Below are 16,394 nucleotides of genomic sequence, written 5' to 3' on the forward strand. Positions count from 1 at the left end.
TCAGTCTTTGTCCTTGTTCAGTCGGTTGGCCGCCCACGTCAGCAGCAGTACGAAAAAGAAGTAGGAAATCACCAGCGCGCTGTTGAAGTGGCCGCTGCTGTTGCGCATGTTGTTCAGGTAAACCTGCAGGGTTTCGTAGCGGGTGCCCACCAGCAGATTGGCGAACACGAATTCGCCGAACAGGAACGAGAACGACAGCAGCAGGGCGATCATCAGGCCCTTGCGCAGGTTCGGCAGCACCACCAGAAACGCGGCTTGAAAGGTATTGGCGCCAAGCAGTTGCGCGGCGTCCATCAGATCGACCAGGTTGATCGCTTGCAGGTTGTTGGTGATCGCCCGGTACATGAACGGCAATGCCACGGTGAAGTAGCAGCCGATCAGAATCCACGGCGTACCGACCATCGCCAGCGGCCCAGAGCCGTAGAGCTGCAACAGGCCCACCGACGACACCACCGGCGGCACCGCGAAGGGCAACAGGATGAGGATGTTCATCAGCGCGTCGAGCTTGGGGAAGTGGTAATGCACGACGAACAGCAGCGGCAGAATCAGCACCACCGAGAGCACCAGCGCGCCGACGCACACCAGCAGCGACTGGCCGAACGCGCGCAGAAAACGCGGATCGCTCCACAGCGCGACGTACCATTTGTAGGTCAGGCCGTCTGGCAGAATCGTCGCTGACCAACTGGTGGCGATGGAATACACAAAGGTGCCCAGCAGCGGCGCCAGCAGAATCAGAAACAGCAAGTACACCACGACGCGGTGGTAGAGCCCCGGCGGGCGGCGTTCAGCGCGAGACATGGTAGCTCCTCTTCAACAGCCACTGATGCACGACGGTCACCAGCGTCATCATCCCCACCAGAATCATCGCCAGGGCGCTGGCCATGTTCGGGTCCAGCGTGATGTCGCCGGCGACCATCGCCGCGATGCGAATTGGCAGCACGTTGAAGTTGCCGGTGGTCAGCGCATACACCGTGGCGTAGGCGCCCAGTGCATTGGCCAGCAGGATCACGAAGGTGCCAAGCAACGCAGGGGTCAGCACCGGAATCCCGATGTGCCGCCAGAAATCCCAGCCGCTGGCCCCCAGCAGTGACGCCGATTCGCGCCAGTCTTCACGCAGTGCGTCGAACGCCGGGTAGAGCAGCAGCACGCCCAGGGGGATCTGGAAGTAGGTGTAGAGAATGATCAGGCCGGTTTTCGAGTACAGATTGAAGTCATCGATGATCCCGGCCTGTTTGAGAATCAGCGTCAGCGCGCCGTTGAAGCCGAGCAGGATGATGAAGGCAAACGCCAGCGGCACCCCGGAAAAGTTACTGGTCATATTGGCAAAAGCGCTGACGAAATCCCTCAGCCGCGACGGCACCTTACGCAGCGAATAACTGCCGAGAATCGCGATGACGATGCCGATCAGGCTCGACCAGAAGCTGATCTCCAGGCTGTACTGCATGGCCTGGCGGTAGAAGCGCGAATTGAAGGCCTTGATGAAGTTGTCGATGCCCCAGCCGGCGTCCGATTGCAGGCTGTTGATCGCCACCCAGGCCAGCGGCGCGATCTGAAACGCAATGAAGAAAACCGCAAACGGCACGAGGCACAACAGCCCCAGCCATTTGCCGCGGCTTTGTGAATTCACTTGAGCACCTCTCTGCACACAGGTTTGTCGTGGGGCACACCGAGCAGTTCGCAGACGGTGCCGCAGATCTCGGTCTGCTTCGGTTGCGCATCGGGGTCGAGGCTGAAGGCGTCACCGAGCACGAACAACGGGACCTCGCGTTCTTCCGGCAGCACGCCGTTGTGGGAGCGGTCGTTGTTCATGCCGTGGTCGGCGGTCACCAGCACTTGATAGCCCGCATCCAGCCAGCGCTGCAGGTACTCGGCGAGAATGATGTCGGCGGTACGCGCGCTGTTGCGGTACTGCGGGGTGTCGAGGCCGTGCTTGTGGCCGGCGTCGTCGATGTTCATCGGGTGGACGAACAAGAAGTGCGGTGCGTGGGAGGTTCGCAGATGCTCGGCATCGTCGAACAGGTGTGAATCGGGGTAGTGATCGACGTAGTAGAAATGTCCGTGTTGAATCGGCAGGTCGACGTCGTCGGTGTGACGGTCGCGTGCGGCAATGAAAGGGCTGCGGTTGTATAACTCGCTGACCCAGTGATACGCGGCAGCGGCGGTGGTCAGCCCGGCATCGGTGGCGTAATGGAACACGCTGCGCTGGGTGGAAAGCCGGGACACCTGGTTGTGCACGATACCGCTGTCGATGGGCGCAACGCCGGTCAGAATGCATTCATACAGCGGGCGCGACAGCGACGGCAGTTCGCATTCGAGTTTGTACAACGCCGCGCGGCCTGCATTTCGGTAGGCCAGCAAATGCCCCATCGCATGGTGCGCCACGCTGTAACTCAGGCCGTCCAGCAGGATGAGGATGACGTTGTGTTTCATGGCGTCTCCGGAGGGGGGATCCCCAAACATTGCTGTAGGAGTGAGCTTGCCCGCGATCGCGGTATGCCTGCGACAGACAGGTTGACTGACGCACCGAAATCGCGAGCAAGCTCACTCCTACAAGGGGCCTGCATCAGCAGTAAAGGATCACTGCATCTCGACGATGACTTGCTCGTTCCACAGTTCTGGCAGGGCTTTCGAGGTTTTTTCCCAGGCTGCCGCGTCTTTGATCGGCGTCACGTTCTTGTACTGCTCGTTAGGCAGCAGCTTGGCTTGCACGTCTGGCGGCAGGGTCAGGTGTTCGGCGCGGATCGGGCGCGCGTTGCCTTTGGCCAGGTTGATTTGGCCGGCGTCGCTGAAGATGTATTCACGGGCCAGCTTGGCAGCGTTCGGGTGCTTGGCGTATTTGTTGATGATCGTGGTGTAGCCCGAGATCACCGAACCGTCGGACGGGATCAGCACAACGTAGTCGTCAGGATTGGACATCTTGGCCTTGTAGCTCAGGCCGTTGAAGTCCCAGACCACGCCCACTTCCACTTCGCCTTTTTCCATCGACTGAATCGACGGGTTGTTGATGCCCAGGCGCTTCTGTTTGGCCAGTTCGGTGAACAACTGCAGGCCCGGCGCGAGGTTGGTTTCATCGCCTTTCATGGAGATCGCAGCGGCCAATACGCCGTTTGCAGCCTGGGCCGCAGTGCTGACATCACCGATGGTGACTTTGTATTTACCGTTCTTCAGGTCAGCCCACTTGGTCGGTACGTCCGAGCCGTGCAACAGCTTTTTGTTGACGATGAAAGCGATGGTGCCGGTGTAGGCCAGCGCCCAGTGACCGTCTTTGTCCTTGGCCCACTCCGGCACTTGCGCCCAGGTGCTCGGCTTGTAGGGCTGAGTGACACCCTTCGCCACAGCGATCGGGCCGAACGCTGCACCCACGTCGCCGATGTCGGCGCTGGCGTTGTCCTTTTCCGCATCGAATTTGGCCACTTCCTGAGCCGAGCTCATGTCGGTGTCCATGTGCACCAAACCGTACTTGGCGGTCAGGTCGGTCCAGGTGCCTTTCCAGTTCGCCCAGTCATCGGGCATGCCCACGCTGTTGACCGCGCCTTCAGCCTTGGCGGCGGCTTCGAGTGTTTTCAGGTCGGTGTCGGCGGCCATGGCCGAAGTGCTCAGCGCGATGGCCGAACCCAGGAGTGATGCCAGCAAAAGGTGTTTCATTCGAAGCTCCTTTGTGCACTTCTCGACGGACTCATAGAAGTGTTCGTTGCGGATGGTTGGTCTAGGTCAGCAATACCTGAGCCAAGTTAGGCCAGTTACATGACGCTTTCGTGTCTGGACCGACTCTTGCTATGGCCAGCAACAGCCCGGGCGATCGCTGTGAAATGAGCGTAGACCATGCTCAACCGCTTGATCTAAAAGGCCCGGATGATTTCCTGAGCGCTAGTCTTGCTGCCGCTCCTGGCTGGAATGTCACGCAACGGTCATCTAGGCTGCCTAGGCTCTGGAACACCGAAACGGGCCATTCGGCGAGCGACACTGCCCTTAAATAGCGCTGGTCTAGTCCAGATAGGTAACGCAATGCGCGAAGAAATGCCCCGAGCGGTGACGACCATCTGCAACGCGCTGCAAGAGCAGATTGAACACGGCCTGTTGCCGCCGGGCAGCAAGTTGCCCGCTGAACGCAAATTGAGCGAGGTCTTCGACACGACGCGCATTACCTTGCGCGAAGCGCTGGTGCAGCTCGAAGCCCAAGGTTTGATCTACCGCGAGGAGCGCCGAGGCTGGTTCATTTCACCGCCGCGACTGGCCTATGACTTGATGCGCCGCAGCCACTTTCACGCGATGGTTCACGCCCAGGGCCGAGTGCCTGCCACCCAAGTGATTTCCGCGCGGCTGCAACCTGCATCGGCGGTGATTTGCGGGCTGCTGCAACTGCCGGCGCTGTCCAGCGTGATCCAGATCTGCCGCGCCCGCCGGATTGATGAACGGCTGGTGCTTTACGTCGAGCACTACCTCAACCCCGATTACTTCCCGCATATTCTCGATAAGGACCTGAACCAGTCGCTGACCGAGCTTTACGCCAGCGACTACGACATCCGCTACGGCCAGGTGCGTTTCGAGATGGTGCCCACGGCGTTGCCCGTGGAAGCGGCAGCGGCGTTGAAAGTCTCCATCGGCAGCCCGGGCCTGCGGATCGCCCGGGTCAACCACGATCAGCGCGGCCGGCTGATCGATTGCGATCTGGAGTATTGGCGCCACGACGCGATTCACGTGAGCGCGGTGGTCGCGGATATCTAGCCCGGCTTACACCGACGCGTCGTCCTTTTTCTCGCGCACCTTATTCACACGCCCGCCACTGGTGCTGACCTGCACATTCAGGCGCGGCGTCGCCAGGTCCATGCCGGCTTCATCCAGATAGCGCTTGAGCGACAGGTTGAACGCCCGCGACACTTCCCATTGCTTGATCGGCGCGGTCTTGAAGCGGGCGCGGAGGATGGCGTTGCCCGAGTCGAAACTCTCCACCCCCTGAATCTCCAGCGGCGACCAGATGTTGCGCCGTTGCAGCGGATCGGTACGCATTTTCTGGCCGACATCCCGGACCATCTTCAGCGCGTCGTCGATGTTCATGTTCGCCGGAATCGCGATGCGGAAGATCGCGTAACCGAACTCCCGCGAGTAGTTCTGGATGCTCTTGATCTCGCTGAACGGGATGGTGTGGACGATGCCGTCGATGTCACGCAGGCGCACGGTGCGGATGGTCAGGCCTTCCACCGTGCCCAGGTGACCGCCGACGTCCACGTAATCGTCGATGGCCAGGGAATCTTCGATGATGATGAACAGCCCGGTGATCAAATCCGCCACCAGCGACTGCGCGCCGAAACCGATGGCCAGGCCGATCACACCGGCACCGGCCAACAGCGGCGTCACGTTCATGCCCATGTTCGCCAACGCGACGATCAGCGCAATGATGAAAATCGTCACGAACAGCACGTTGCGGATCAACGGCATCATGGTCTGCGCGCGGGTATTGGCCAGGCCTTTGCGCGAGCGTGTCAGGGCGTGGTGAATCGCCGTGTCCGCGAGAATCCAGATCAGCCAGGCGAACATCAGCGTCGCCGCCAGCCCGATCAGCCGAAGACTGATGTCGCGGCCGTCGCCCTCGGCGAAGCGGATCAGCGACAGGCCCCAGACCCGAAGGCCCAGTTCGATGAACACCAGCCAGATGAGCAGGTGCGCGACCGTGTAAAAGAAGTTCTTCAAGCGGTCCGAATACAGTGCATGGCGTTTGTGAGCATGGCCAGGCTTGAGCGAATGGCGTTTCACCAGGCCGTTGATGACCATGCACAACACCAGCAGCACGGTGCAGATCAGGGCCTGACGCAAGGCGGTGCTGGTGTCGCCCGCCGAAAAGAAGGTGGCGAACAGGGAAACGCCTACCAGCACCAGCGCCGGCAAGTACCAGAACGTGCCGAGGACCTCGATGCTGTCGCTCAGGGCGCGGCGTTTGAGGCGGCGCGACAGCGCCTGGTTGCGGATCAGATGCGCGATCGGGCGACGGAAGCGGATGATGAACAATCCGGTGGACAGCGCAGCCATGACATTGGCCAGGGTCGCGGCGGTGTGCGCCAGGTGCACCCCAAGGCTGGCGACCAGACGCGGGTCGCTCAACGCCTCGCCGAACGCGGCAAAACTGCCGATCCACCACAACGGGCGAAACGCCTGATGGCGCAGGATGTACAGCGCCTGGTGGCGGTGCGGCCCGTCCAGCAGGGAAAACGCGATGACGCACACCGCCGAGAACAGCGTGCCGACCACCAGCGCGTAGGCGAGCACCATTGCCAGATCCCTACCCAGCGAAGGTGGCAGCGAGTAACTCAGGTAGATCGTGATCACCAGCGCCACCAGCCACGGGCCCAGCTTGCGTAGGGCGAAGCGCAGCATGTCCGACAGGCGTGGGTGCTGCGGAAGCTCGGCAGAAAGGCCGAAGCGCAGGCGCACCTTGTGGCCCAGCCAGATCAACGCCGCCGCCAGCAAACCCCAGATCGCCAGCACCACGGCAAAGCCCCAGATGATCGGCCACCACTGGTTGGCCGGCAGCATCAGCGCTATCAGTTCGTCCTGCGCCAGCGCCGCTTCGTCCCCCCAGCGGCTGAGCGGGCTGTCCGCGCCGGTGAACTGTTTCTCCAGCTCGGCGAACGAACTGCCGATCAGGCCCAGCACGCCTTGCTCCACGGTCGGCTGCGCCTTCTTGGTGGCGTCCCGCAACTTCTTCAGGTCATCAAGCAACTTGCTGCGCTGCTGATCGTTTTCCAGCGACGTGATCACCTCGTCCAAGGACTGCCCCAACGGCTCCTGGGCCTGGGGCTGCGTCTTGTCACCGCCACTGAGCAGACTTGGCAGGCCAGCGGCGTGGGTCAACGCAAACGGGAACAGCGCCAGCAGACAAAGCAGGAACAGGCGGGGCAGAACGGAAAGGCGGGTGGGAGCGATCACCTGGAAACAAACCTCGGATAGACAGGCGCTTGGGGGGCGTGTGGGGAACCGTGCCGGGTCAAGCAGAGGCGGATGAGTTTACGAGGGGATGAGGGGTGTGGCGAGTGGATTTTGGCTTAGTTATTTATCAACATCGTCAAGCGGCCAGAGTTTTGATAGAAAACCCGAGGCCGCCTGGCGACTACAACAATTGACCAAGTTGCCAGCTCAGTCGAGCACCACTATTGCTCTGATGTATTTATTCTTCTCTGGATGTATCTGTAACAATGAACTCGAATACTTCTGAGTAGGCACGTTGATCACTGCTATCTTTTACTGAGTACTTAACCGTCACCTGGCTGCCTGCGGGGTGCTGAAATAAACCGTATAGCTGCGGACCGGTCAGCTCAATCGTCAACACCTTGGATATATCAGATGCGGCGACGGGGAGCGGTTTGGATGAAGGGAATGGCCCAGGCGGGGGAGTAGCTCCGTCGACCCGTGTTACTTCAGCGATATGAACAGTGATTTCATCGCCAGCCTTAATTGTATCGCCGTCTACAAAAACGCCAAAACTGAATCCTTCTGCAGTTGTGTACTGTTGTCCATTGAATTGGAGTTTTTTAACGATGGGCGGGGCCAAGCTTTTTATGCTCATTACACATTTCCTTTTGTGTGTTTAGATTGCAAACAAAGTATTGGCGGTGGATGACAGAGGGTCAAGTAATTGCGAGCCGAACATCTAGACGTTTTTGCGATTACCTCTAGTGCTGTTGGCTATTAGTTATGTGTGACCCTGTGCTGAGAGGGTATCGCTCATGCGACTCTTGGGAGAATCTTGACAACTTCCGTACAGCATCATCAGCATGCCAAATGTGATAGATGCAATGCCGCTGCTGTAATCGCGTTAGCTGAAACCGACACACAGCAAAAGCAATCTCATCACGACGAGGATGAGAAGGATAAGGTAGTCGTCCATGACAGCATGCTCTTTTGAGAAGCAGTGCTGTCAAGTTAGGTCGGATTGGGGAAATGACTGGCGCCCATGCCAACCGTGGACTAGCGCGCTCTTACCAAGCGTCGTTCAGGGCAACTCGGCACTTGCATAGAACGCCGACAGCACTTTCACCAGATGCGCCAGGTCCTGGCTGCCCGCCAGTTCGCGGATCGAGTGCATGGCGAAGGTCGGCAGGCCGATGTCGACGGTGCGCACGCCCAGATGACCCGCCGTGATCGGGCCGATCGTCGAGCCGCAGGCCATGTCACTGCGCACGACGAAGCTCTGCACCGGCACTTCTTCGGCCATGCACAGGTGGCGGAAGAAGCCGGCGGTTTCGCTGTTGGTGGCGTAGCGCTGGTTGCTGTTGACCTTGATTACCGGGCCGGCATTGAGTTTCGGGCCGTGGTTGGCGTCGTGCTTTTCAGCGTAGTTGGGGTGTATGCCGTGGGCATTGTCGGCGGAGATCAGCAGGGATTTCTGAATGGTGCGGACGTAGTCGTCACCTTCCGGCAGCAGACGTTGCAGCACTTGTTCCAGCATCGGGCCGTCGGCGCCGCACGCAGACGTCGAGCCGACTTCTTCGTGGTCGGTGCAGATCAGAAGGCAGGTTTCGTCGCCATCGGCATTGAGCAGCGCTTGCAGCCCGGCGAAGCAGGACAGCAGGTTGTCGAGCCGCGCGCCGGCGATGAAGTCACCGTTCAGGCCGATGACGGCGGCGCTTTGGGTGTCGTAGAAGCTGAGTTCGTAATCGAGGACGACGTCGGCGTTCAGGCCATGCTCGCGGGCCAGTTGATCGGTGAGCAGGGCGCGGAAGTCGGGGCGTTCATCACCGGCGACCTGGGCCAGGATCGGCGGCAGTTCAGTTTGCGGGTTGATCGCCCAGCCTTCGTTGGCGGTGCGATTGAGGTGGATCGCGAGGTTGGGGATGATGGCGATCGGCAGTTTGAAGTCGATCAACTGGCTTTCGACTTTGCCGTCGCGGCGGAAGGTGACGCGGCCGGCGAGGGAGAGGTCGCGGTCGAACCACGGCGCAAGCAGGGCGCCGCCGTAGACTTCGACGCCCAGTTGCCAGAAGCCCTGGCGTTGCAGTTCGGGTTGCGGTTTGACGCGCAGGCACGGGCTGTCGGTGTGGGCGCCCACGAGGCGGATGCCGCCGGTGAGAGGGGACAGGCGGCCGAGTTTGAAGGCGACAATGGAGGAGTCGTTGCGGGTGACGTAGTAGCGGCCGCCGGCTTCGGTGTACCAGGGCTCGCGTTCGTCGAGCCGCTGATAGCCGGCGCCTTCGAGGCGTTGGACCAGGCTGGCGGTGGCATGAAAGGGGGTGGGGGAGGCCTTCAGGAAATCGATTAGGCCCTGATTCAACTCTTCGCGCATAGGTTACTCCAGGCAGCAATGGGCGGGAGTTTACAGGCCAAAAGGTGTTTTGATCGAGATCAAGATCAAGATCAAGATCCTTAAGATCAAGAGCGTCTGCCTGGGGGCAGACTGTTTCGCCTTCGGCGAGTTACTTGGAAAAGCACCCCAAGTAACCAAGGGTGCTTGCTCCTGGTTGGGCCCCTCGTACCTCGGGGTTCCTTCACTCCGGTCTCGCTCCGTGGGCCCGCCGCCAAACGGACATCCATGTCCTGACGGCGCTCTCGCCGCATCCATGCGGCTCGGCCCACTGCGCGACACCTGCGTTCAGCCTGCACCCAAGTCGCGATTGATGTCGTCTGGGATTCTTGTGTTTGAAGATCAAGATTAAAAGCTTCCCGGCTGAAGCCGGTCCTACGGGGTACGCAGTGTGCTTTTTGTGGGACTGGCTTTAGTCGGGAATAGACGCGGAGCGTCCTCGGATGCATACCCACGCAGAGCGTGGGCACGATCGTAAAGATCAAAAGCTTCCCGGCTGAAGCCGGTCCTACGGGGGTACGTAGTGTGCTTTTTGTGGGACCGGCTTCAGCCGGGAAGAGGCCAGTATGTGCGCTGGCAGTTTTGCAGACCGGCCCCCTTCCCTGTGGGAGCGAGCTTGCTCGCGAATGCTGTTGCTGTTGCTGTTGCTGTGCTTTTGATCTTCCTACACAAAAAGTCCAGACACCGCAAAACGCGACTTTGGTGCAGGCTGAACGGAGGTTTCGCGGAGTGGGCCGAGCGGCATGGATGCCGCGAGAGCCGCCCCCCGCCATGGATGGCGGATGGCGGCGGGCCCACGGAGCGAGACCGGAGTGAAGGAACCCGACGAAGTCGGGCCCAACCGAGAGCAAGCACCCTTGGTTACTTGGGGGTGGTGCGACTTTCGACTTTTCCAAGTAACTCGCCGAAGGCGAAACGCTCTGCCGTTAGGCAGAGCCACAACAACGATCAAAACGGCGCCGGGCACTCGAACCGAACCCGCTCGCCCGTCCCCGGATGGGTAAACGCCAGCATGCTCGCATGCAGACACAACCGCGGATAGGCCGCCAGCGCCTCCGGATGCGCATACAAACCGTCACCCAGCAACGGATGCCCGATCGACAACATATGCACCCGCAACTGATGCGACCGCCCGGTAATCGGTGTCAGCTCGACCCGGCAATGGGTGTCATACCGCTCCAGCACCTTCCAGAACGTCAACGCATGCTTGCCCAATTCATGATCCACCACATGACGCGGCTTGGTCGGCGGGTCGTAACGCAACGGCAGATCGATACTACCGCTGTCCAGGTCAGGCTGACCCCACGCCAACGCCGTGTAAGCCTTCTCCGTCTCGCGGTCATGAAACTGCCGGGACAACTCACGGTGGGTGTCCGCGTCACGGGCCAGCAAAATGATCCCGGAGGTTTCCCAATCCAGCCGATGGACAATTCGCGCCTCGGGGTAGCCGTTTTCCTGCAGGCGGGTAATCAGACAGTCCTTGTTATCGTCAGCGCGACCAGGGACCGAAAGCAGCAGGGTGGGCTTGTTCACCACCAGGACAGCGTCGTCCTGGTGGAGGATATGAACGTTGGACAGCGGCATTGAACGCCTCATCACTCAAACAGGTGCACCGCGATCGCAGCAGCCATCGCGGCGCAAAAAAAACAGGTCTTCAGTAACGCCAACGGCGGCGCGCTTGCCTGACTCCTTAAAGGGATTCAGGCAACCGGGCCGCCGTGGCGACTGCCTTCTCGATCAACGATCCGGCAGGGTGATATTCAGTTCCAGAATCGAGCAGCTGCCGTCGTTTTCAAGGGCGACATGCACGTCATCGTTGCCGATATTGACGTACTTGCGGATCACCTCGACCAACTCCTTCTGCAAGGCGGGCAGGTAATCCGGGGTGCTGCGTTGGCCGCGTTCATGCGCCACGATGATCTGTAGACGCTCTTTCGCTACCGACGCGGTGCTGGGCTTTTTGTTGGCACGAAAGAAGTCAAAAATGCTCATCAGTTACCCCCGAACAGGCGTTCGAAAAATCCTTTTTTCTGTACGTCCAGGAAGCGGTGCTCACGGTCCTTGCCCAACAGACGGTCAACGGCATCGCTGTACGCCTGGCCAGCGTCGCTTTGATCATCAAGGATGACCGGCACGCCCTGGTTGGACGCCTTGAGTACGGCCTGGGATTCCGGAATCACGCCCAGCAGAGTCACCGCGAGGATTTCCTTGACGTCTTCGACGCCCAGCATCTCGCCCTTGCTCACGCGCTCAGGGTTGTAACGGGTCAGGAGCAGGTGCTCCTTGATCGGGTCTTCGCCACGCTCGGCGCGGCGGGATTTGCTGGCCAGCAGGCCCAGCATGCGGTCCGAGTCACGGACCGAAGACACTTCAGGGTTGGTCACGACGATCGCTTCGTCGGCGAAATACATCGCCAGGTGAGCGCCCGTTTCGATACCGGCAGGGGAGTCGCAGACGACGTACTCGAAGGTTTCCTTGAGTTCCATCAGGACTTTTTCAACGCCCTCTTTGGTCAGCGCATCCTTGTCACGGGTCTGGCTGGCAGCGAGGACGTAAAGACCTTCGATCTTCTTGTCCTTGATCAGCGCCTGCTGCAGGTTGGCTTCGCCGTTGACTACGTTGACGAAGTCATAAACGACGCGACGCTCGCAACCCATGATCAGGTCGAGGTTACGCAGGCCGACGTCGAAGTCGACGATAACTGTTTTGTGGCCGCGCAGTGCGAGACCGGTACCGATGGCGGCGCTGGTGGTGGTCTTGCCCACACCACCCTTGCCGGATGTAACCACGAGAATCTTGGCCAAGGTGTATCACCCCTAGAGGAAAAGGACGTTGAGTCCCTGAAGAGCCCCTCATGACGGCGCAACTAAAGCGGGCGAGGGCGGTGATCGGAACCCGTGAAGGAATTCCTGTTCGGGCGAACAAAAAAATATCCCGAACGTCCCGGTGCCTTCGCGTCGTTTTCGCGACGAATCAGAGTGGCTTAAAAATGGCGCAGTATCCGTTAAAGACGGGTGATGTTCAACACGTCGCCGGACAGACTGATCTGCACACCGGCACCCCACAGCGGATCCCTGCGCAGGTCTTCGGACACCTTGTACTGGCCGGCGATCGAGATCAGTTCGGCGACCATTTGCTGGCAGAAAATCCGTGCCTTGGTATCGCCCTTGATCCCCGCCAGCGCGCGGCCGCGCATCGGGCCGTACACGTGAATATTGCCGTCGGCGAGCAGTTCGGCGCCGGGGCTGACCGAGGAAATCACCACCAGATCCGAGCCCTGGGCATAGATCTGCTGACCGCCGCGCACGGGGGCGGTGATGATCTTGGTCGGTTTGATCAGCGGCTCGGGCGGCTTTTCGATGATTTCCGGCTTCTTTTTGACTTCGCCTTCCGTCGGATCAAGCGGTCGCTCGCGCGCGCCCGAAGGCGGCAGCACCGGCAGGTCGATGGAAATGGCGGCGGCGATGTCTTCGATGCGGTTGGCCCGAATGGCCAGTGTGCGCAGACCGTGCTGGCGGCAGATGCGCATCATCGCCGGCAGGTCGATCGCGCCTTCATCCGGCGGCAGTTTGTCGAGGGCCAGCACCAGCGGTGTATTGCTGAAGAAGTTCGGCGCCTGGGCGACTTTTGCCGCCAGTTGACGATCCAGCGCTTCGAGGTTGTTGCGGGCCAGTTCCAGCACAGTGATGGCCAGCATGCTGCCCTTCAGCTGGAACACGGGGTCCTTGTCTTGCAATTCGATTTGGCTCATGTCGGCATACAGCGGCTTGTCGCTAAAAGTGCCGAGACTTATAACGATAACGCCCGCCAGCCGCAAGGGAGGCGCAACCGACGGCGGCACGATCCGCGCGAACCGATGTAGAATGCCCGCCTTTGTCCTGACGGAAGCTGTAATGGATCGCCCGCGTTTTCGAGCTCATTTTCTTCATCCCCGCTTCTGGCTGCTGTGGCTGGGGCTGGGCTTGCTCTGGCTGATCGTGCAGTTGCCGTTTCGCGTGTTGCTGGTGATTGGCCGTGCGTTGGGCTGGGTCATGTATTACCAGGCAACCGATCGGCGGGTGATTGCCGCGCGCAACCTCGAGCTGTGTTTCCCCCAGTATTCAAAGGCCGAGCGCAAACGCCTGCTGAAAGAAAACTTCGCCTCCACCGGCATCGCGTTTTTTGAAATGGCCATGAGCTGGTGGTGGAGCAAGCCCCGTCTCGCGCGGTTGGCGCACATCGACGGCCTACATCATTTAAAGCAGGCGCAGCTGGACGGGCATGGCGTGATCCTCATGGCGCTGCACTTCACCACCCTGGAAATCGGCGCGGCCCTGCTGGGTCAGCAGCACACCATCGACGGCATGTACCGCGAGCACAAGAACGCGCTCTTTGATTACATTCAGCGACGCGGCCGCGAGCGCCACAACATGGATTCCATCGCCGTCGAGCGCGAAGACGTGCGCGGCATGATCAAGCAACTGCGCAAGGGCCGGGCGATCTGGTATGCGCCGGATCAGGACTACGGCGCCAAGCAGAGCATCTTCGTGCCGCTGTTCGGCATTCAGGCCGCCACCGTGCCGGCCACCAGCAAATTCGCCAAGCTCGGCCACGCGCTGGTCGTGCCGTTCACTCAGGAGCGTCTGGCCGATGGCAGTGGCTACAGGCTGGTGATCCATCCGCCGCTGAGCGATTTTCCGGGGGAGAGCGACGAGGCGGACTGCATTCGCATCAATCAATGGGTCGAGCGCGCCGTCACCGAATGCCCCGAGCAGTATCTGTGGGCGCACCGGCGTTTCAAGAGTCGGCCGCCGGGCGAGCCGAAGCTGTACAAGAAGCGTGGCTGAAACCAAGAGCTGAGACCCCATGACGACAAGCGCCACAGAACAACACGCGGTGCGCAACGCCTCAGCCTTGGCTCCCGGCGTCGAGCCAGTGACCGGGCTGATCCTGTCCGGCGGCGGCGCTCGTGCGGCGTATCAAGTGGGCGTGCTGGCGGGCATCGCCGACCTGCTGCCGGTCGGCGCCAAAAATCCTTTTCCGGTGATCGTCGGCACCTCCGCCGGGGCGATCAACGCGGTGAAGCTGGCCAGCGGCGCCGCGCAATTTCGTACGGCAATTCACGAACTCACTGAGTTTTGGCAGGGCTTTCGCAGCCATCAAGTGTTGCGCAGTGACTGGCCCGGCGTCGTTCGGCAGGCGGCGCGGTTCTTCGGTCGCAGCTTGCTGGGCATCGGTCGCCAACAGGTGCCGGTGGCGCTGCTCAACAGCTCGCCGCTAAAAGACCTGCTGACCGCGCGACTCAACCTCGACGGCATCCGGGAAGCCATCGAAGCAAAGCATCTGCGCGCGGTGGCGATCACCGCGTTCGGTTACGAGTCGGGGCAGGCGGTTACGTTTTATCAGGGCAAGGGCACGATCGAATCCTGGCTGCGGCATCGCCGGATCGGCTTGCCGACGCGCTTGACCATTGACCATCTGCTGGCCAGCTCCGCAATTCCGTTGCTGTTCGCGCCGGTGAAACTGGGGCAGGAATATTTTGGTGACGGTGCGGTGCGGCAGTCGGCCCCGATCAGTCCGGCGCTGCACCTGGGCGCCAACCGCGTGCTGGTGGTGGGCGTCAGCGGCAACCCCCGTGGCCCCGGCGCGAACCCGCCCGTGCCGCGAGCGGTCCGCGGCGTGCAGCCGAGCCTCGCGCAGATCGGCGGGCACATGCTCAACAGTACGTTCATTGACAGCCTGGAGAGTGACATTGAATTGCTGGAACGGCTGAATCTGGTCAGCCGCATGCTGCCCGGGCCCGACGTGCCCAGGCCGCAGTCGTCAGACTCGACGCCCATTCAGTCCCTGGCGCCGGTCGAAGTGCTGGTGATTTCGCCCAGCCAGCCCATCGATGAAATCGCCGCCCGTCATCGCCGCGAACTGCCCCCGGCGCTGCGCACGTTTCTGCGCGGCCCGGGTGCGACCAAGACCAGCGGGGCTGGGGTACTGAGCTATCTGTTGTTCGAATCGGGTTATTGCAGTGAGCTCATCGAACTGGGTCGCCGCGATGCGATGGCCCAGAAGGATGAGTTGATGCGGTTCCTGCGTTCGGAGTAGTTGCTCTGCTGAATGCCGGGTCCAGGGCAATCAAGCCGTGAGCTTGTCATCCCGAAAATCCCGCAGCGCCTGTTCGATTTCTTCCCGGCTGTTCATCACGAACGGCCCGTATTGCACGATCGGTTCGCCCAGGGGCTTGCCAGCGATCAGCAACAGGCGGGCGCCTGCTTGGGTGCTCAGCTGAATCTCACCGCTTTCCGACAATCGCGCGAGACGGCTCGTACCCAGTTTCTGTGGTTGCCCTGCCATCTCGACTTCACCTTCGTACACGTACAGCAGCACGCGATGGCCCTCGGCGACGCGCGGGCTGATGTGGCTGCCGGCGGGCATGTGGAAGTCGAAATACTGCGGCTCGGTGTCCGGACGCTGCACGGCGCCTGGCTGGGACGTCTGGCCGTCGTCGAACTGTCCGGCGAGCACCACAACGTCGACGCCGTTCTGCGTGGTGATGCGCGGAATGCGCTCGGGTTGAATGTCGTCGTAACCGGCGTCGCCCATCTTCGATTTGGCCGGCAGGTTGAGCCACAGCTGGAAGCCGCGCATGGCGCCTTCTTCCTGCTCGGGCATCTCGCTGTGGATGACCCCGCGCGCAGCGGTCATCCATTGCACACCGCCGCCTTGCAACAGGCCGACGTTGCCCATGTGGTCTTCATGGCGCATGCGACCTTCGAGCATGTAGGTCACGGTCTCGAATCCGCGATGGGGGTGGGGCGGAAAGCCGGCGATGTACTCGTCGGGATTCTCGGAGCCGAACTCGTCGAGCATCAGAAACGGGTCAAAGGCTTCAATGCCTGGCCCGCCGAACACACGGGTCAGCTTGACGCCAGCACCGTCCGACGTTGGTTGGCCGGCCTGGATCGACAGCACTTTACGAAATTGAGGCATGGGGCTCACTCCGGCAGAAGGGGAATGGCGCCTATGGTAGGCCTGTTGGAGCGATGGATGGGTGAGGTTTTTGCGGGGGAATGATCGGGTTTGGCGATGGGTCTGGGCGAAGTGTGGGAGCGAGCTTGCTCGCGAATAG

The 16,394-nt window shown here is 60.9% G+C and carries 15 protein-coding genes; 3 read left to right on the forward strand and 12 right to left on the reverse strand.

Annotated features, from left to right (window positions below):
- The 4 genes from AC07RO_RS09835 to AC07RO_RS09850 all read right to left on the reverse strand — a co-directional run bounded on the left by AC07RO_RS09835 (position 1) and on the right by AC07RO_RS09850 (position 3,645).
- On the reverse strand, positions 1 to 798 hold the full coding sequence (locus AC07RO_RS09835; protein WP_122537490.1) for an ABC transporter permease: 798 nt from the start codon (positions 796 to 798) through the stop codon (positions 1 to 3).
- On the reverse strand, positions 785 to 1,627 hold the full coding sequence (locus AC07RO_RS09840) for an ABC transporter permease (protein WP_192170945.1): 843 nt from the start codon (positions 1,625 to 1,627) through the stop codon (positions 785 to 787). The genes AC07RO_RS09835 and AC07RO_RS09840 overlap by 14 nt, the downstream gene beginning before the upstream one ends.
- Positions 1,624 to 2,430, reverse strand: a complete 807-nt coding sequence (locus AC07RO_RS09845) for an alkaline phosphatase family protein (RefSeq protein WP_495085920.1) — start codon at positions 2,428 to 2,430, stop codon at positions 1,624 to 1,626. Before AC07RO_RS09845 ends, AC07RO_RS09840 begins: the two co-directional genes overlap by 4 nt.
- A gap of 147 nt (positions 2,431 to 2,577) precedes the next feature.
- Complete coding sequence (locus tag AC07RO_RS09850; RefSeq protein ID WP_495085921.1) at positions 2,578 to 3,645, reverse strand: ABC transporter substrate-binding protein; 1,068 nt, start codon at positions 3,643 to 3,645, stop codon at positions 2,578 to 2,580.
- 360 nt (positions 3,646 to 4,005) lie between these two features.
- Between AC07RO_RS09850 and AC07RO_RS09855 the strand changes: the two genes are divergently transcribed.
- The gene (locus AC07RO_RS09855; protein ID WP_463582486.1) at positions 4,006 to 4,725 is read left to right on the forward strand and encodes a UTRA domain-containing protein; all 720 of its coding nucleotides are present in this window, start codon (positions 4,006 to 4,008) and stop codon (positions 4,723 to 4,725) included.
- A 6-nt stretch (positions 4,726 to 4,731) separates the two neighbouring features.
- On the opposite strand, the gene AC07RO_RS09860 is transcribed toward AC07RO_RS09855, so the two are convergent.
- The 7 genes from AC07RO_RS09860 to minC all read right to left on the reverse strand — a co-directional run bounded on the left by AC07RO_RS09860 (position 4,732) and on the right by minC (position 13,043).
- Positions 4,732 to 6,921, reverse strand: a complete 2,190-nt coding sequence (locus AC07RO_RS09860) for a mechanosensitive ion channel domain-containing protein (protein ID WP_495085922.1) — start codon at positions 6,919 to 6,921, stop codon at positions 4,732 to 4,734.
- A 238-nt stretch (positions 6,922 to 7,159) separates the two neighbouring features.
- Positions 7,160 to 7,558, reverse strand: coding sequence for a hypothetical protein (locus tag AC07RO_RS09865; RefSeq protein ID WP_495085923.1), 399 nt, complete (start codon positions 7,556 to 7,558; stop codon positions 7,160 to 7,162).
- A gap of 426 nt (positions 7,559 to 7,984) precedes the next feature.
- On the reverse strand, positions 7,985 to 9,274 hold the full coding sequence (locus AC07RO_RS09870; protein ID WP_495085924.1) for a M18 family aminopeptidase: 1,290 nt from the start codon (positions 9,272 to 9,274) through the stop codon (positions 7,985 to 7,987).
- 966 nt (positions 9,275 to 10,240) lie between these two features.
- A complete protein-coding gene (locus AC07RO_RS09875) occupies positions 10,241 to 10,876 on the reverse strand; it encodes a pseudouridine synthase (RefSeq protein WP_122623099.1) in 636 nt (211 codons plus the stop codon).
- Positions 10,877 to 11,029: 153 nt separating this feature from the next.
- Entirely contained in the window at positions 11,030 to 11,284 is a 255-nt protein-coding gene (gene minE / locus AC07RO_RS09880; RefSeq protein ID WP_037013831.1) for a cell division topological specificity factor MinE, read from the reverse strand.
- Positions 11,284 to 12,096, reverse strand: a complete 813-nt coding sequence (gene minD / locus AC07RO_RS09885; protein WP_037013830.1) for a septum site-determining protein MinD — start codon at positions 12,094 to 12,096, stop codon at positions 11,284 to 11,286. Before minD ends, minE begins: the two co-directional genes overlap by 1 nt.
- Before the next feature lie 200 nt (positions 12,097 to 12,296).
- Positions 12,297 to 13,043, reverse strand: coding sequence for a septum site-determining protein MinC (gene minC / locus AC07RO_RS09890; protein ID WP_074890214.1), 747 nt, complete (start codon positions 13,041 to 13,043; stop codon positions 12,297 to 12,299).
- 142 nt (positions 13,044 to 13,185) lie between these two features.
- Between minC and AC07RO_RS09895 the strand changes: the two genes are divergently transcribed.
- The gene (locus AC07RO_RS09895) at positions 13,186 to 14,118 is read left to right on the forward strand and encodes a lipid A biosynthesis lauroyl acyltransferase (protein ID WP_495085925.1); all 933 of its coding nucleotides are present in this window, start codon (positions 13,186 to 13,188) and stop codon (positions 14,116 to 14,118) included.
- Between the two features lie 19 nt (positions 14,119 to 14,137).
- Entirely contained in the window at positions 14,138 to 15,370 is a 1,233-nt protein-coding gene (locus tag AC07RO_RS09900) for a patatin-like phospholipase family protein (protein WP_495085926.1), read from the forward strand.
- 30 nt (positions 15,371 to 15,400) lie between these two features.
- Here the strand turns inward: AC07RO_RS09900 and AC07RO_RS09905 are convergent, their stop codons facing one another.
- Positions 15,401 to 16,255: a pirin family protein gene (locus AC07RO_RS09905; RefSeq protein WP_495085927.1), complete on the reverse strand. Its 855-nt coding sequence runs from the start codon at positions 16,253 to 16,255 to the stop codon at positions 15,401 to 15,403.
- Positions 16,256 to 16,394 lie beyond the last annotated feature (139 nt).

The sequence above is a fragment of the Pseudomonas sp. GW821-FHT07F05 genome (assembly GCF_059418765.1).

Excerpts from the sequence above, each read along its gene's own strand:
- AC07RO_RS09900 (WP_495085926.1), top strand. The coding sequence starts at position 14,138 with ATGACGACAAGCGCCACAGAACAACACGCGGTGCGCAACGCCTCAGCC.
- minE (WP_037013831.1), bottom strand. The coding sequence starts at position 11,284 with ATGAGCATTTTTGACTTCTTTCGTGCCAACAAAAAGCCCAGCACCGCG.
- minC (WP_074890214.1), bottom strand. The coding sequence starts at position 13,043 with ATGAGCCAAATCGAATTGCAAGACAAGGACCCCGTGTTCCAGCTGAAG.
- AC07RO_RS09855 (WP_463582486.1), top strand. The coding sequence starts at position 4,006 with ATGCGCGAAGAAATGCCCCGAGCGGTGACGACCATCTGCAACGCGCTG.
- AC07RO_RS09835 (WP_122537490.1), bottom strand. The coding sequence starts at position 798 with ATGTCTCGCGCTGAACGCCGCCCGCCGGGGCTCTACCACCGCGTCGTG.
- AC07RO_RS09870 (WP_495085924.1), bottom strand. The coding sequence starts at position 9,274 with ATGCGCGAAGAGTTGAATCAGGGCCTAATCGATTTCCTGAAGGCCTCC.
- AC07RO_RS09865 (WP_495085923.1), bottom strand. The coding sequence starts at position 7,558 with ATGAGCATAAAAAGCTTGGCCCCGCCCATCGTTAAAAAACTCCAATTC.
- AC07RO_RS09895 (WP_495085925.1), top strand. The coding sequence starts at position 13,186 with ATGGATCGCCCGCGTTTTCGAGCTCATTTTCTTCATCCCCGCTTCTGG.
- AC07RO_RS09875 (WP_122623099.1), bottom strand. The coding sequence starts at position 10,876 with ATGCCGCTGTCCAACGTTCATATCCTCCACCAGGACGACGCTGTCCTG.
- AC07RO_RS09850 (WP_495085921.1), bottom strand. The coding sequence starts at position 3,645 with ATGAAACACCTTTTGCTGGCATCACTCCTGGGTTCGGCCATCGCGCTG.
- AC07RO_RS09845 (WP_495085920.1), bottom strand. The coding sequence starts at position 2,430 with ATGAAACACAACGTCATCCTCATCCTGCTGGACGGCCTGAGTTACAGC.
- AC07RO_RS09905 (WP_495085927.1), bottom strand. The coding sequence starts at position 16,255 with ATGCCTCAATTTCGTAAAGTGCTGTCGATCCAGGCCGGCCAACCAACG.